Annotated in this window: 13 protein-coding genes and 1 pseudogene; 8 read left to right on the top strand and 6 right to left on the bottom strand. The window is 58.0% G+C overall.

Features of this window, described 5'->3' with window-relative positions; genetic code table 11:
• Positions 1–327: 327 nt before the first annotated feature.
• Together FHW74_RS12095 and map are read left to right on the top strand one after the other, a co-directional pair.
• Complete coding sequence (locus FHW74_RS12095) at positions 328–576, top strand: ParD-like family protein (protein WP_125292857.1); 249 nt, start codon at positions 328–330, stop codon at positions 574–576.
• Complete coding sequence (gene map / locus FHW74_RS12100) at positions 573–1,355, top strand: type I methionyl aminopeptidase (protein WP_183170667.1); 783 nt, start codon at positions 573–575, stop codon at positions 1,353–1,355. Before FHW74_RS12095 ends, map begins: the two co-directional genes overlap by 4 nt.
• 17 nt (positions 1,356–1,372) lie before the next feature.
• Here map and FHW74_RS12105 read toward each other — a convergent pair whose 3' ends face one another.
• From FHW74_RS12105 to FHW74_RS12120, 4 genes are read right to left on the bottom strand one after another with little or no spacing between them, the layout of a single operon-like run.
• Positions 1,373–2,002, bottom strand: a complete 630-nt coding sequence (locus FHW74_RS12105; RefSeq protein ID WP_221192331.1) for an amino acid ABC transporter permease — start codon at positions 2,000–2,002, stop codon at positions 1,373–1,375.
• Between the two features lie 46 nt (positions 2,003–2,048).
• Positions 2,049–2,828 (bottom strand): amino acid ABC transporter permease, encoded by a 780-nt coding sequence (locus tag FHW74_RS12110; RefSeq protein ID WP_370528005.1) that lies wholly within the window; start codon positions 2,826–2,828, stop codon positions 2,049–2,051.
• Positions 2,828–3,646: an amino acid ABC transporter ATP-binding protein gene (locus FHW74_RS12115; protein WP_183170669.1), complete on the bottom strand. Its 819-nt coding sequence runs from the start codon at positions 3,644–3,646 to the stop codon at positions 2,828–2,830. Before FHW74_RS12115 ends, FHW74_RS12110 begins: the two co-directional genes overlap by 1 nt.
• Before the next feature lies 1 nt (position 3,647).
• Positions 3,648–4,478: an ABC transporter substrate-binding protein gene (locus tag FHW74_RS12120; RefSeq protein ID WP_183170670.1), complete on the bottom strand. Its 831-nt coding sequence runs from the start codon at positions 4,476–4,478 to the stop codon at positions 3,648–3,650.
• A gap of 561 nt (positions 4,479–5,039) precedes the next feature.
• On the opposite strand from FHW74_RS12120, the gene nrfA reads away from it, so the two are divergent.
• The 6 genes and pseudogenes from nrfA to nrfF all read left to right on the top strand — a co-directional run.
• Positions 5,040–6,485, top strand: a complete 1,446-nt coding sequence (gene nrfA / locus FHW74_RS12125; RefSeq protein WP_183170671.1) for an ammonia-forming nitrite reductase cytochrome c552 subunit — start codon at positions 5,040–5,042, stop codon at positions 6,483–6,485.
• A gap of 45 nt (positions 6,486–6,530) precedes the next feature.
• Positions 6,531–7,097: a cytochrome c nitrite reductase pentaheme subunit gene (gene nrfB, locus FHW74_RS12130; protein WP_183170672.1), complete on the top strand. Its 567-nt coding sequence runs from the start codon at positions 6,531–6,533 to the stop codon at positions 7,095–7,097.
• Positions 7,094–7,765: a cytochrome c nitrite reductase Fe-S protein gene (gene nrfC / locus FHW74_RS12135; protein WP_183170673.1), complete on the top strand. Its 672-nt coding sequence runs from the start codon at positions 7,094–7,096 to the stop codon at positions 7,763–7,765. Before nrfB ends, nrfC begins: the two co-directional genes overlap by 4 nt.
• On the top strand, positions 7,762–8,712 hold the full coding sequence (gene nrfD, locus FHW74_RS12140) for a cytochrome c nitrite reductase subunit NrfD (RefSeq protein WP_183170674.1): 951 nt from the start codon (positions 7,762–7,764) through the stop codon (positions 8,710–8,712). Before nrfC ends, nrfD begins: the two co-directional genes overlap by 4 nt.
• Before the next feature lie 21 nt (positions 8,713–8,733).
• The gene (locus tag FHW74_RS12145) at positions 8,734–10,602 is read left to right on the top strand and encodes a heme lyase CcmF/NrfE family subunit (protein ID WP_183170749.1); all 1,869 of its coding nucleotides are present in this window, start codon (positions 8,734–8,736) and stop codon (positions 10,600–10,602) included.
• Positions 10,595–10,972 (top strand): annotated as a pseudogene (gene nrfF / locus FHW74_RS23020) (heme lyase NrfEFG subunit NrfF); the annotation flags it as partial. The gene FHW74_RS12145 and the pseudogene nrfF, both read left to right, overlap by 8 nt.
• Positions 10,973–11,691: 719 nt before the next feature.
• On the opposite strand, the gene hypF reads toward nrfF, so the two are convergent.
• Both hypF and hypA read right to left on the bottom strand, forming a co-directional pair.
• Positions 11,692–13,929, bottom strand: a complete 2,238-nt coding sequence (gene hypF / locus FHW74_RS12155) for a carbamoyltransferase HypF (RefSeq protein ID WP_183170676.1) — start codon at positions 13,927–13,929, stop codon at positions 11,692–11,694.
• Positions 13,926–14,267 carry a hydrogenase maturation nickel metallochaperone HypA gene (hypA, locus tag FHW74_RS12160; RefSeq protein ID WP_183170677.1) on the bottom strand — a complete coding sequence of 114 codons (342 nt, stop codon included), beginning with the start codon at positions 14,265–14,267 and terminating at the stop codon, positions 13,926–13,928. The genes hypF and hypA overlap by 4 nt, the downstream gene beginning before the upstream one ends.
• Positions 14,268–14,612: the final 345 nt, after the last annotated feature.

A 14,612-nucleotide genomic window follows, 5' to 3' on the forward strand; every position in this document is an offset into this window, starting at 1 on the left:
TTAACTATAGCCTGCATCACACTTCACGCAAGAATAAAATCCACTGCCGTCAGGTAATATATCCTGCAAATAAGATTTATCTCAGCATTAAATATGTGGGCAAAAATTCTAACTCCTTAGTATTGTGTCGTTTTAATACTTTTTAATATTTTTGGAGATCATATTTCGGTAAAATCAATCTAAATATTCGTTATTAAAAAAATGATCTATCAGAATTTCTTATAGTTTCCAGAAATATATCCTGTATCCGGCAGTGTTAAACGGCTGTCGCCAGCAACAGATCCCCATGGTAATATACAAAACGTATATGTTTCGTATAGGTGACCTATGGGTATCGTTAAGATCTCTGACTTGATGCATGAAAATCTGCGTGTCGCCAGCAACGCCATGAGCCGTTCTATTAACGCTCAGGCGGAGCACTGGATGAAAATCGGCATGCTGGCGGAACTCTATCCGCATCTCACCCACCAGCAGTTGGCTCGCGCGCTGGTGCAAGCGGAACTGAAAGGCGGCGTGGATATCACCGCGTTACTGGATGACACGCTTCCCGAAACCAAAGAGGGCGCCGCGCAATGACTATCGTTCTGCATACCCAACAGGAAATTGAAATGGCGCGCGCCGCAGGCCATGCCGCCGCCGCCGTGCTGGAGATGATCGCGCCCTATGTGCGTCCTGGCATCTCCACCGATGAGATTGACCGGATCTGCCATGACTATCTGGTTAACGAGCTAAAGGTGATCCCGGCGAATATCGGCTATCACGGTTACACCAAAACGGTGTGTACCTCGGTAAACCACGTGGTGTGCCACGGCATCCCCTCCGACAAACTGCTGAAGGCAGGCGATATCGTCAATATCGATGTGGCGATTATCAAAAACGGTTGGTACGGCGATACCAGCCGCATGTACTTCGTAGGTGAACCGTCGATCCGCGCACGCCGTCTGGTGGACGTGACCTACGATTCGATGGTCGCAGGCATTAAAACCGTGCGTCCGGGCGCGACGCTCGGCGATATCGGCGCAGCGATCCAGCGCGTGGCGGAAGAGGCCGGTTTTTCAGTGGTGCGTGAATACTGCGGGCACGGTGTGGGTCGTGAATACCACGACGAACCGCAGATCCTGCATTACGGCACGCCGGGCACCGGCATTGTGCTGGAGCCGGGGATGATTTTTACTATCGAACCGATGATTAACGCCGGTAAACCCGCCACCAGCGTGCTGAGCGACGGCTGGACGGTGGTCACCAAAGACCGCTCGCTGTCGGCCCAGTGGGAGCATACCGTAGCGGTGACCGATACCGGTTATGACCTGCTGACACCGTGGCCGGATGGCGTCGGAGATTACGCGCCGCTATAAAAGAGACGCGTTTTTCGCTATGGCTGTAGGGCCCGCCGCTGCCAGCGGCGGGCCAGTACGCCCAGCCCGCTGCACAGCAGGTAATAGACCACGCCGACGAAGATAAAGATCGCCGCCGGGTAAATCTGCACCCGGCTGTTCACCTGCCCGGCGACGGTGGTCAGCTCCGGCACGTTGACGATAAACGCCAGCGAGGTGTCTTTCAGCAGGCCGATAAAAATCCCCACCAGCGACGGCAGCACATTACGCAGCACCTGCGGCAGCAGGATCATCCTGAGCGCCTGCCATGGGCTGAATCCCTGGGTCTGGGCCGCTTCATATTGCCCGGTCGGCAAGGCCTGAAGCCCGGCCAGCGTCGAGTGCATCACCGACGCCGAGGTAAACCATGCCAGCGCCAGTGTGACCGTCACCGCGCCCGGCAGGTCGATGCCCATCATCATCGGCAGCAAATACCACAACCAGAAGATAACGAAGATCAGCGGGATGCCGCGGATCAGCTCCGCCCAGGCAAACAGCACGCGCCGCACCACACCAGAATAACGCCACGCCAGACACGCCAGCGCGATGCCGCCGGGCAAGGCCAGCACGCCTGCGCCAAGCGCCATCATCAAGGTTAACAGCACACCACCCGGCTCGCCCTGAGCCATCCGGCCCCACAGCAGATAGTCGAGGTTATCGGTAATCACAGTGATATTAGCGATCACGTTGCACCTCGCTTTGCGCAATGGCGCGCTGAGTGACAGCTTTTCTTCGCAAGCTCCCCGGCCCGATCCTGCCGAGCACCACCCCCATCACCACGCCAAGTAATAAATAAAGCACTGTGCCCACGGCGAACGCCTCCAGCGCGTGGGCGTTGTAGCTTTCGATCTGGCGCACCTGATAGGTCAGTTCGGCAAAACCGATGCCGCTGGCCAGCGACGATAGTTTCATCAGATTCAGATACTGGCCGACAATCGGCTGCCAGGCATTTGCCAGCCCCTGCGGCAACAGCACGCAGCGAAACAGTGCCCAGGTTGAAAACCCCTGAGACAGCGCCGCTTCGCGCTGGCCGTTGGGCACCGCGCTTAAGCCGGCTTCAATCTCCTCGATTAAAAACGCCGACGTAAAGACGCCCAGTCCCCAGGCTGAGCAGAGAAATTCCGGCGTCAGCCACCAGACGTCACCCGGTAAAATCGACCAGCTGTGATCGGCGTTAATAAAATCGCGCACCGCCAGCGGCAGCAGGTTCCAGGCCGCGAAGTACCAGAACAGCAGTTGCACCAGCAGCGGCGTATTGCGGAATACCGATACCCAGCTTGCCACCACGGCGCGCCCTGCGCCGCCGCCCGCCAGCCGCAGCGCCAGAAACAGCACTGCCAGTACGGTGGCCAGCGCCATGCCGATGAGCGACACCCACACCGTGGTCAGGAAGCCCGAAATAATCCATTGCAGGGGAAGCCCGGTCAGCACTCCCTGCCAGTCCAGATCAAACATCAGTCGGGCCGCTCCTGGTGTAAAGGGTCGAGCACTTTCTTCAGGAAGCGCTGGGCGCGGGGATGTCGAGGCGCGGAAAAAAACTGCGCCGGGGCGGCCACTTCGAGAATGTCGCCACCGTCGATAAACACCACGCGATCGGCAATTTCCCGGGCGAACTGCATTTCATGGGTCACCACAATCATGGTGATGCCGCTGTGCGCCAGGGATTTCATCACATACAGCACTTCACCGATCATTTCCGGGTCCAGCGCCGAGGTGGGTTCATCAAACAGAATGATTTGCGGCGAGGAGGCCAGCGCACGGGCAATTGCCACGCGCTGCTGCTGCCCGCCGGAAAGCTGTGCGGGAAGTTGGTCGGCTTTGTCCGCCAGGCCGACCTGCTGCAACAACTCCCGGGCGCGCGCGTCTGCCGCCGCCTGTTTCCAGCCGTGGACCTGCACCAGCGCCAGGGTGATATTCTGGCGCGCGGTGAGATGGGCATACAGATTGAATTGCTGGAACACAAACCCAACCCGGCTGCGAAGCTGACGCAGTGCGCGGCCCTCAATGCCATGGGTAGGTTTATTGTCGATCAGGATGTCGCCACCGCTCAGCGGCTCAAGCTGGTTGATCAGACGGATCAGCGTGGATTTACCCGAGCCCGATGGCCCAAGGATCGCCACCACTTCGCCCTGATTGATCGTCAGGTTGATACCGTTCAGTACCCGGTGATCGCCGTACTGTTTCACGACATCGCGAAACTCAACGCTCGCCTGCTCCAGATGTGAAAAATCCGCGGACGATGCCGCGGAACGTGTTATTAGGCCAGACAGCATATTACTTGGCTTCTATGGTAAAGGAACGCGGCTGCGGAGTCTGGGTAGACGGGCCAAACCAGGTGTCGTAAATACGGCTGGCTTCGCCGCTCTTCTCAAGATTTACCAGTTCATCATTCACCGCTTTCAGCAGCGCGGTTTCACCTTTCTTCACGCCAACGCCGATCTCTTCTTTACTCAGCAGATCCGGCAGGATCTTGAAGTTGGCTTTATCCGGCGCGCCAGCCAGCAGGCCAGCCAGAATGGTGCTGTCCTGGGTGATGGCCTGGACGTTGCCGTTACGCAGCGCGGTCAGGGCCAGCGGGATATCGTCATACGCCAGCACGCGCGCCTGCGGATAACGCTGGTGCAGCGCCTGCTCGCCGGTGGTGCCTTTGACTGCGCCAATGCGCGCGCGGCTGTAATCATCCAGCTTGTCCGGAGATTTGGCCGGGACCAGGAATTGCTGGCCGGTAACAAAGTACGGGGTGGAGAAATCAATCACCTGGGCGCGCTCCGGGGTGATGGTGATATCCGCCACAATCAGATCCGCTTTGCCGGACTGCAATAAAGGAATACGGTTCGCCGGGTTGGTGGCGACCAGCTCCAGCTTCACGCCAAGGGATTTCGCCAGCGCGTTGGCGAAGTCCACATCGTAGCCGACGATTTGATGGGTTTTCGGGTCCACGGAGCCAAACGGCGGGTTAGCATCAAATGTCGCCACTTTGACGACGCCCGCTTTCTTAATATCCGCTAATTGATCGGCCTGCGCGGATGAAGCGGCAAAACCGCCTAATGCCACCATTGCCAGAGCCAGTAGTGCTTTGCGCTGTTTGCCAAATTGATGTGCCATAGTTTCCTCTGATTACCCTGTATTTATTAGTTTGTGGTATTACGCTCCCATAACTTTTTCGCTTCGACAAATGCCAAAAATGACTTAACACATACAAAAAGGTTATTAGTAAACAGAGTGTTAACCATTACAGGAAGTTGTGTTAAAGGATAATAAAGTAACCAAAGACGCTATATTTATTTTCTAAATCCCGGCATGGTAAACTCCATTAAATTAAATATCGCGCTAAACATGCATTTTTGATACACATCATGTTCAATACCCATTTGGGGGTATTTTAAATATTTCGTGACCGCCGATCTGATCGTTTTATTAATTCTGGAAGCGCCGTCATTTATTTCACTGCAATAAACTAAAATTACTTAACTGCTTGTTATCAATGAGCATTACCTCTCTCCATATATATTTACTGACTTATCTTTACTCTTGATCGAAAACAATATTTTTAATGTGGTTTTTGCTAATTTACGCTCAGAGCAATGTCGAGATGGCAATTATTGTCATTCCCTTTAGTGAATAAAAATAACCGCACTGACGCGGCTTACTTTGGACGGAACGCTCATGGCCAGGATAAGCAAATTTCTTCCCTACTTCTGGAGTCTATTCGCCGGCTTATTGTTGTTAAGCCCGGCACACGCAGAACAAGCTCCTGCTGCAACCGCACCCGCAAAAATTGAAGCGCATAACGAGGTTTTCGCCAATAAACACCCCGATCAATTCAATTCATGGAAATCCACCAGCGAGCAATCTGAACGTGAAGACGCGCTGGCGGAAGACCCGAATATGGTGATCCTGTGGGCGGGCTACCCGTTCTCGCGGGATTACAACAAGCCGCGCGGCCACGCTTATGCGCTCACCGATGTCCGTGAAACCCTGCGTACCGGCGCGCCGAAAACCGCCGAAGACGGTCCGCTGCCGATGGCCTGCTGGAGCTGTAAAAGCCCGGACGTGGCCCGCCTGATCCAGAAAGAAGGCGAAGCGGGTTACTTCCACGGTAAATGGGCGCGCGGCGGGCCGGAAATCGTTAACGATTTAGGCTGTGCCGACTGCCATAACACCGCTTCTGACGACTTTGCGAAAGGCAAACCGGCGTTAACCCTCTCCCGTCCTTATGCGGCGCGCGCCATGGAAACCATCGGCAAACCGTTCGACAAAGCCAGCCGTCTGGATCAGCAGGCCATGGTCTGCGGCCAGTGCCACGTTGAATACTATTTTGACGGTAAAGACAAAGCGGTGAAGTTCCCGTGGGATAACGGCCCGAACGTTGACGGTATGGAAAAATACTACGACGACATCGCCTTCTCCGACTGGGTGAACCCGCTGTCGAAAACCCCGATGCTGAAAGCGCAGCACCCGGAATATGAAACCTGGAGCGCAGGTATTCACGGCAAGAATAACGTGACCTGTATTGACTGCCATATGCCGAAGATGCAGAACGCCGAAGGCAAACTGTTTACCAGCCATAAGATTGGCAACCCGTTCGATACCTTCGATCAGACCTGTAAAAACTGCCACACCCAGACCAAAGAAGCATTGCAATCCGTGGTCGCCGAGCGTAAAGCAGCGATTCAGGATCTGAAACGTAAAGTGGAAGTTCAGCTGGTCCACGCGCATTTCGAAGCGAAAGCCGCGCTGGATGCTGGCGCGACTGACGAAGAGATGAAGCCGATCCAGACCGATATCCGCCACGCGCAATGGCGCTGGGACCTGGCAATCGCCTCGCACGGCGTTCATATGCACGCGCCGGATGAAGCGTTGCGTATGCTCGGCACTGCGCTGAATAAAGCCGCTGATGCCCGCGCCAAACTGATTCGTCTGCTGGCCACCAAAGGCATCACTGAAGAGGTGAAACTGCCGGATATCTCCACCAAAGCCAAAGCCCAGGCGGCGATTGGCCTGGATATGCAGAAAATCAACGCAGAGAAACAGGACTTCCTGAAAACCGTGGTGCCGCAATGGGACGATCAGGCGCGTAAAAACGGATTGCTGGGAACCGAAGGCAAATAACCCCTAATGCCGCCCCGCAAGGGGCGGTAAAAATACGGAGTGAATATGAGCGTATTACGTTCGTTATTAACTGCTGGGGTGCTGGCGTTAGGCTGTTTATGGATATTACCCGTACAGGCTGCGCCGTCTTCCCAGGCAGACACCGATTCGAGCTATACCGTGACGCAGCAGCGCAATCCCGATAAGGCTTGCCTGGATTGCCATAAGCAGGAAAAAGAAGGGATGCACGGGAAGCATGCGCAAGCCATCAACCCGAACAACAATTTGCCGGTCACCTGTACCAACTGCCACGGCAATATTTCGCCCGAGCACCGCAACGGCGTGAAAGATGCCATGCGGTTTAACGATCCGATGTACACCGTCGAGCAGCAGAACAGCGTCTGTATGGCCTGCCACCTGCCGGAGCAGCTGCAAAAAGCGTTCTGGCCGCATAACGTGCATGCCACCAAAGTCGCCTGCGCCAGCTGCCACAACCTGCATCCGAAGCAGGACACGATGCAAACGCTGAACGATAAGAGCCGGATCAAACTTTGCGTCGATTGCCACCGCGACCAGCGTGACAATCCCGCATTCAATCCCTCCTCGGTTCATCTGGGTAAGGAGCATCCATGACATGCTCTCGTCGTCAATTCGTTACCAGAATGGGGGCATTGATCGCTGTGAGCGGAACGATGGGAGTTTCAATTGCTCAGGCGCTCACCATCAACGGCGTGCGCTACGGCATGATCCACGACGAGTCGAAGTGTATTGGCTGCACGGCCTGCATGGACGCCTGCCGCGAAGTGAACAAGGTGCCTAAAGGGGTCTCGCGTCTGACGATTATTCAGAGCGACCCCATCGGCGAGTTTCCGGATGTGAAATACCAGTTCTTCCGGAAATCCTGCCAGCACTGCGATCACGCGCCGTGCGTGGACGTGTGCCCGACCGGCGCATCGTTCCGCGACGCGGCGACCGGCATCGTGGATGTGAACCCCGATCTGTGCGTAGGCTGCCAGTACTGTATCGCCGCCTGCCCTTACCGCGTGCGGTTTATCCATCCGGAAAACAAAACGGCGGATAAATGCGATTTTTGCCGCAAGACTAACCTCAAGGAAGGCAAACTGCCGGCCTGTGTGCTTTCATGCCCGACCAGCGCACTGACCTTCGGCAATCTCGACGATCCCAACAGCGAGATTTCGTTGATGCTGGCGCAGAAACCGACCTACCGCTACAAGCTGGCGCTGGGCACCAAACCCAAGGTGTACCGCGTGCCGTTTAAATATGGGGAGGTCACCCAATGAACCCCGTGAATCCAACCCCGTTCCATTTTGAATCGCTGGTCTGGGACTGGCCGATTGCCGTCTATCTGTTTCTGATCGGTATTTCGGCCGGGCTGGTGACGTTGTCGATTCTGCTGCGCCGTTACCACCCGACGCTGGGCGGTTCGCAAAGTACGCTGATTCGCACCACGCTGGTGCTGGCGCCGACCACCATTATTCTCGGTCTGCTGATCCTGATCCTGCACCTGACGCGGCCCTGGACCTTCTGGAAGCTAATGTTCCATTACAGCCTGACCTCGGTAATGTCGATGGGCGTGATGCTGTTCCAGGTCTACATGGCGGTGATGGTGGTGTGGCTGGCGAAAATCTTTGAAAGCGACGTGCTGAAGCTGCAACAGCGCTGGCTGCCGCGCTTCACCTTCGTGCGCGCCGTGCTCGGCTGGCTGACGCCGTTCCAGCGCCCCATCGAAACGCTGATGCTGGTACTGGCGGTGCTGCTCGGCGCGTATACCGGCTTCCTGTTGTCGGCGCTGAAATCCTATCCGCTGCTGAACAACCCGATCCTGCCGGCGCTGTTTTTGTTCTCGGGGATTTCATCCGGCGCGGCGGTGGCGTTGCTCGCCATGTTCCGCGACCCGCATAACAAAGAAGCGCATTTTCTTCATAAGCTGGAAACCCCGGTGGTTTGGCTGGAAATCTTCCTGCTGGGGGCGTTTTTCGTCGGCCTGGCGTTAGGGGATGACGGGAAAATGCGTTCGCTGGCGGCGGCGCTCGGCGGCGGGTTCTGGACCTGGTGGTTCTGGATCGGTGTGGTGGGTATCGGGCTGTTCATTCCGATGCTGCTAAAACGCCTGTTACCGCAGGCCGCAACGCCCTCCGGCGTACTGCTGATCAGCGGAGCCAGCCTGACCGGCGTGTTGCTGCTGCGCTTTTTTATCCTCTATGCGGGGCAATTAACCGTTGTGTGAGCAGGGTGAAGCGTGGAACTGATGTTGCCCGAAATTGGGTTTATAGCACTGCTTCTGGCCTGTGGTATCTCGGCGGCGACAGCCTGGCTGTCGCTTGCCGGATACCGTTATCGCTGGTCCGGCGTTTCGCGCCTGGCCAGTTCCCTTACCCTCGCCCAGTTCGGCCTGCTACTGCTGGCGTTTGGGCTGCTGATCCTGGCGTTTCTCACTGACGATTTCACTCTGGTGTATGTGGCGCAGCACGGCCACCGTCAGTTGCCGTTTGGCCTCAAGCTCGCCGCCGTCTGGGGCGGTCATGAAGGCTCTTTATTACTGTGGGTGCTGTGTTTATCCGGCTGGAGCGCGCTGTTCGCCTGGCGCTATCGCCACGCGCAGGACCCGTTTTTCGCCCTGACGCTCGCTCTGCCCGGCATCATTACCGCCGCGCTGCTGATTTTCGTGCTGCTGTACTCCGACCCCTTTACCCGCATTTTCCCGCCCGCCATCGAAGGGCGCGATTTAAACCCGATGCTGCAACATCTCGGGCTGATCCTGCATCCGCCGCTGCTGTATCTGGGCTACGGCGGCCTGACCATTGCCGCCGCCGTATCGCTTGCCGCCCTGCTGCGTGGGGAATTTAACGCGGCGATTGCCGGGCTGTGCTGGCGCTGGACGGTGCCCGCCTGGAGCGCGTTAACCGCAGGTATCGTGCTCGGCTCCTGGTGGGCGTACAGCGAGCTGGGCTGGGGCGGTTGGTGGTTCTGGGACCCGGTGGAAAACGCCTCGTTGCTGCCGTGGCTCACCGCCAGCGCGTTGATGCACAGCCTGTACGCCACCCGCGCGCGCGGCGTGTTCCGCCACTGGTCGCTGCTACTGGCGATTTTTGGCTTTATTTTCAGCCTGCTGGGCACGCTGATTGTCCGTTCAGGCGTGCTGGTGTCGGTGCACGCTTTCGCGCTGGATAACGAACGGGCCGCGCCGCTGTTTACCCTGTTTATCGCCCTGAGCGCCGGCGCGCTGGCGCTGTACGGCTGGCGCGCCAAAGAGTGGAAACCAGCGGCGCGCTTCGCGGGCTGGTCGCGGGAAACCTGGCTGTTGCTGTGCCTGCTGCTGTTTACCGCTGTGGTGGTGATTGTGCTGTTAGGCACCCTGTATCCGATGCTGTATACCCTGTTCGGCTGGGGCAAAATTTCAGTCGGCGCGCCCTACTTCAACACCGTGCTACTGCCGTTCGGGCTGGTAATGCTGTTAACCCTCGGAATTGCGGCGGGAAGTGGCTGGAAACGCAGCCCGCGCTGGACGCGCCTGCGCCTGTTCGGTTCGCTCGCCGCTGGCGCGCTGGCCGCGCTGGCCCTGCATTCGCACGGGATCATCGTCGCCTGCGCCACGGCGCTGGTGTGCTGGGTATTGAGCGCCCAGTGGCTGACCTCACCCGCCTTGTTAAAGCGCCAGCTACCGATGCTGCTGGCCCACACTGGCGTCGGGATTTTCGCCCTGGGGATTGTGTTTTCCTCCGGCGAAAAACAGGAAATGAGCCTGAACGTCACTCAGGGCGAGCAGGTCAGCGTGGCGGGCTACCAGTTCCGCTTCCACACCCTGAACCTGCTGGCCGGAAAAAACTATACCGCCGAGCAGGCGGTTATCGATATCAGCCGGGATAACCAGCCGATTGCCCAGGTCGCCCCGGAGCGGCGTTTTTACACCGCCCGCAGCCAGTTAATGATCGAGCCGGGCATCGCCTGGGATCTGCTGAGCGAATGGTATGTGGTGATGGGCGAAAAAACCGGCGACAACCGTTACGCCATGCGCTTTTACGTGCAGAGCGGCATCCGCTGGATATGGTTTGGCGCCGGGATCATGATAGCGGGCGCCCTGCTGGGCTGGTGGCGCGGGAGAAAAGCCTATGCGTAAGCTGATCGTCCTGCTGTGGGTGTTGCTCACGCCGTGGTGCCAGGCGCAACTGGTGGATACCTGGGAATTTCGCAGTCCGGAACAACAGCAGCAGGCGCTGAACGTCGCCGGGCAGCTACGCTGCCCGCAGTGCCAGAACCAGAGCCTGCTGGAATCCAATTCTCCGGTGGCGGTCAGTATGCGCCATGAAGTCTACGCCCTGACCGAAGCGGGCAAATCCGAAGCGGAGATCATGTCCTTTATGACGGCGCGTTACGGGGAGTTTGTTCGCTATAATCCACGGCTACAGCGTGAAACCAGCATTTTGTGGTTTACGCCGCTGGCCCTGCTGCTGGGCATTGGCCTGGCGATGGGGTGGATGCGGCGGCGCGGGGCGCGCAGGCAGGGCGATGTGATCCGCCGCGCCCAGGGCGCAATTGCTCGCCACGCCCAGGCGCAAACTCAGGACGAGGCGTTAAAGCAAGAGCTGGCGCAGGATATTCCCGACACGCCTTCGGATAACTGGCAGCCACAGCGCGCGCTGCCTGCCCGCGCCGTGTGGCTATCGCTTGGCGCGGTACTGCTTATCAGCGGGGGAATGTATGCGTTATCGGGCCGCGCCCCGGCGGTGATGGCCGAACATAAACGGCTGGCCGATCCGCTGCTTAATTTCACCAACCAAGAAATAGTGGAGCAGCAGCTCGCGGCGCTTCAGCAAAAAATTCGCGCCAATCCGCAGGACAGCACGCTGTGGGCAGAGCTGGGCGAATACTATCTTTACCGCAACAGCTACCAGAACGCATACCAGGCGTATCAGCGCGCGATGTTATTGCGCGGCGAAAATGCCGAGCTGTGGTCGGCGCTCGCCACGGTGCGTTACTACCAGGCCGGGCAGAAGATGACCGACGAAACCCGCCAGCTTATCGACAACGCCCTGGCGCTGGACAGCAACGAGGTGACCGCCCGTATGCTGCTGGCGTCCGACGCCTTTCTGCATGCCGATTACGCCGAAGCCATCAGCCAGTGGCAGCGCCTGCTCGATCTCAACTCGCCGCGCGTTAACCGGGCGAAGCTGATCGAAGCCATCAATATGGCGAAGATGCTGCAAAATCAAGGCTGATGGCGCAGCCAACGCGCCGCGGCCACCACCACCTGGCCGAATGATACTGCGCCGTCCCCTGCCGGAAGCTGCATCGGGAAGCGCAGATCGAAATCCGCCAGATAATGGGTAAAGCGCGCCTTCAGTAGCTGGTTATGCAGCACGCCGCCGGAAAACACGAGGGTGTTAATGCCCCGCAGCCGGGCGTGATGGCGCGCCATATCCGCGAATCCTTGCGCCAGCGCGTCATGGAACGCATACGCCCGCTCGGCATCTGGCGCTTGCCAGGCCAGCCACTGGCGCCAGAACGTGGCCATATCCAGTTCATCATTGATAAACGGCAACGTGACCGGATGCGCGGTATTCACTGCCTGCATCGCCAGCGCCTCCAGCCAACAGGCGGCTTCGCCTTCATAGCTTTGCGCGTCCGGCGCCAGGCCCAGCGCGCAGGCCACTGCGTCAAACAGCCGACCGGTCGACGAGGCCAGCGGCGCATTGATTTGCCGCTCAATGGCGCGCGCCAGCACCTGCCAGCAATGCGCGGTTAATGCCACGGCGTCAGGATACGTTTGCCAGTCCGGCACAAACGCCTGCCACTGGGCCAGCAGATTGCGCCACGGCTGGCGCGCCGCCAGATCGCCGCCGGGCAGCGCCACCGCCGGTAACCCGCCCAGCCGTTCGCAGCGCACATAATCCACCAGCAGGCATTCGCCGCCCCACAACTGGTCATCCGCGCCGTAACCGATACCGTCGAGCGTCAGCGCGATCGCCGCGCCGCCGTCCAGCGGCCACTGGTGCTCCGCCAGGCAGGCGGCGGCGTGGGCGTGGTGATGCAACACCACCTCCGCAGACGGGTCCATTTCGCGGCCCATCTGGCTGCTGATGTAGCCGGGATGCGCATCCACGACGATCCGCGCCGGGGTAAAGTCATACAGGTCGCGCATAATTTTCAGCGCCAGTTGCCACTGCGCCGGGACGCGCTCTTCGGTGAGATCGCCCAGATGTTGGCTCAGCACGGCGCTGTTGCCGCGCAGCAAACAGAAGGTGTTTTTCAGATCCGCGCCCACCGCCAGTATCGGCGGCAGCCCTTCAAAACCCGGCGGCAGCGCAATGGCGTCGGGCACATAGCCGCGGGCGCGGCGCATCACTTCGCCGCTCTGGCGCACCACGGAATCGTCCATGCGCTGATTAATGTCACGGTTGTGCAGCAGCCAGCCGTCAGCGATATCCGCCAGTTCATCCAGCGCCTGCTGATTAGTGATGGCAGGCGGTTTGCCGTTCAGATTGCCGGAAGTCATCACCAGCGGCGCGCCATATTCCTGCAATAATAAATGTTGCAGCGGATTAGCAGGCAGCATCACGCCCACTTCGCCGAGGCCGGGGGCGATATAACGGCTCAGGCCGGAAACGATTTGCGCCTCCACCAGCACCACCGGCGCGGCGGGGGAATGCAACAACGATAGCGCCGCGTCGGGCAGGCCAGCGCCATCCGGCAGCATCACCGCCAGCGGTTTCACCGGGCGCTGTTTGCGTTCACGCAGGCGTAATACCGCGCGGTCGCTGCGCGCATCCACCGCCAGGTGCATCCCGCCTAACCCTTTGATGGCCACGATCTCGCCGCGCCGTAACGCCGCTACAGCAGCATTCAGTGCATCATCACGATGCAGAGTGTGATCGCCCTGCCGCCAGAAAAGCTGCGGGCCGCAAACCGGGCAGGCCAGCGGCTGGGCGTGGAAACGACGGTCCAGCGGATTACGGTATTCACGCTCACAGTCCAGGCAGAGCGGAAACGCCGCCATCACGGTATACGCCCGGTCATAAGGCATTGCCTGAATAATGGTGAGCCGGGGGCCGCAGTGGGTGCAGTTGGTGAACGGGTAGCGGTAACGCCGGTTACCGGGTGTGTTGATCTCTTCCAGGCAAGCCGGACAGGTGGCGGCATCCGGGACGATTTGCGTATCCATCGCGCACTGCTGGCTTTGCACGATGATGAAATCTTGCGGCGCGGCATCCCAGACCATTTCGCTGCGCGCCACGGAATGAATCGCGGCCAGCGGCGGGCAGTGCGCGTACAGTTGCGCGACAAAATCCCCTTCGCTGCCTGCAATACGCACCACCACACCGTTACCGGTATTGCAGACATCACCTTTAAGATCCAACCGCTGCGCCAGTTGCCAGACAAAGGGCCGAAACCCGACGCCCTGGACTTTACCGCGTATATGCAGTTGAACGCCGGGAGTCTGGGTCATTCGACCTCCATTTCACGTACCCGCATCGCGTTGCCTTTATCAATCTGGATCTCCCGGGAGCCGCAGTGCGGACAGGGCGAGGCGTGCTGCCCGGTGTTAAACGCGCTGCCACAGGCAAAACACCAGCCTTTCGCCGGCACAATATCAATATGAAACTGCGCTTGTGCCGCCACGGTTCCCCGGCGCGCCACCTCAAGGCCAAACTGTAATGAGGAAAGCTCGACACATGCCAGCGCGCCGACCTCCAGCCAGACATGGGTAATGCGCTGGAAATGTCCGGTAGCGGCCTGATCTTCCAGCAACTGAATAACGCCCTGGGCTAACGATAATTCATGCATATTTTAAAGTGTGAATTTTAAAATTAAGAATTTATGTATCTATTGTGGGTGATTAGCGGTTATTTTTCATTGACAGATAACAAGAGAGAATTACTAATTTTCTTACAAATTATTTTAACGACGTGATCATCTATCCCCGTGACAACCCGCCCAGCCGCGGGTTGTTAATAATTCTTCTCAATACAGAATCTATTATTTCCACATACCCCTTATGGGTTATATTTCGTGCAAAATTACCTTTTCTATTATCGGATTTTTCATTTTTAACAACGACTGAAACGTTCAGTCTCACAATATTGTTCATCCCTGAAGCTGAATTAAAGTTTCGTTGATAAGTGTCAAAAA

The sequence above is a fragment of the Atlantibacter sp. RC6 genome (assembly GCF_014193285.1).
Taxonomy (GTDB): domain Bacteria; phylum Pseudomonadota; class Gammaproteobacteria; order Enterobacterales; family Enterobacteriaceae; genus Atlantibacter.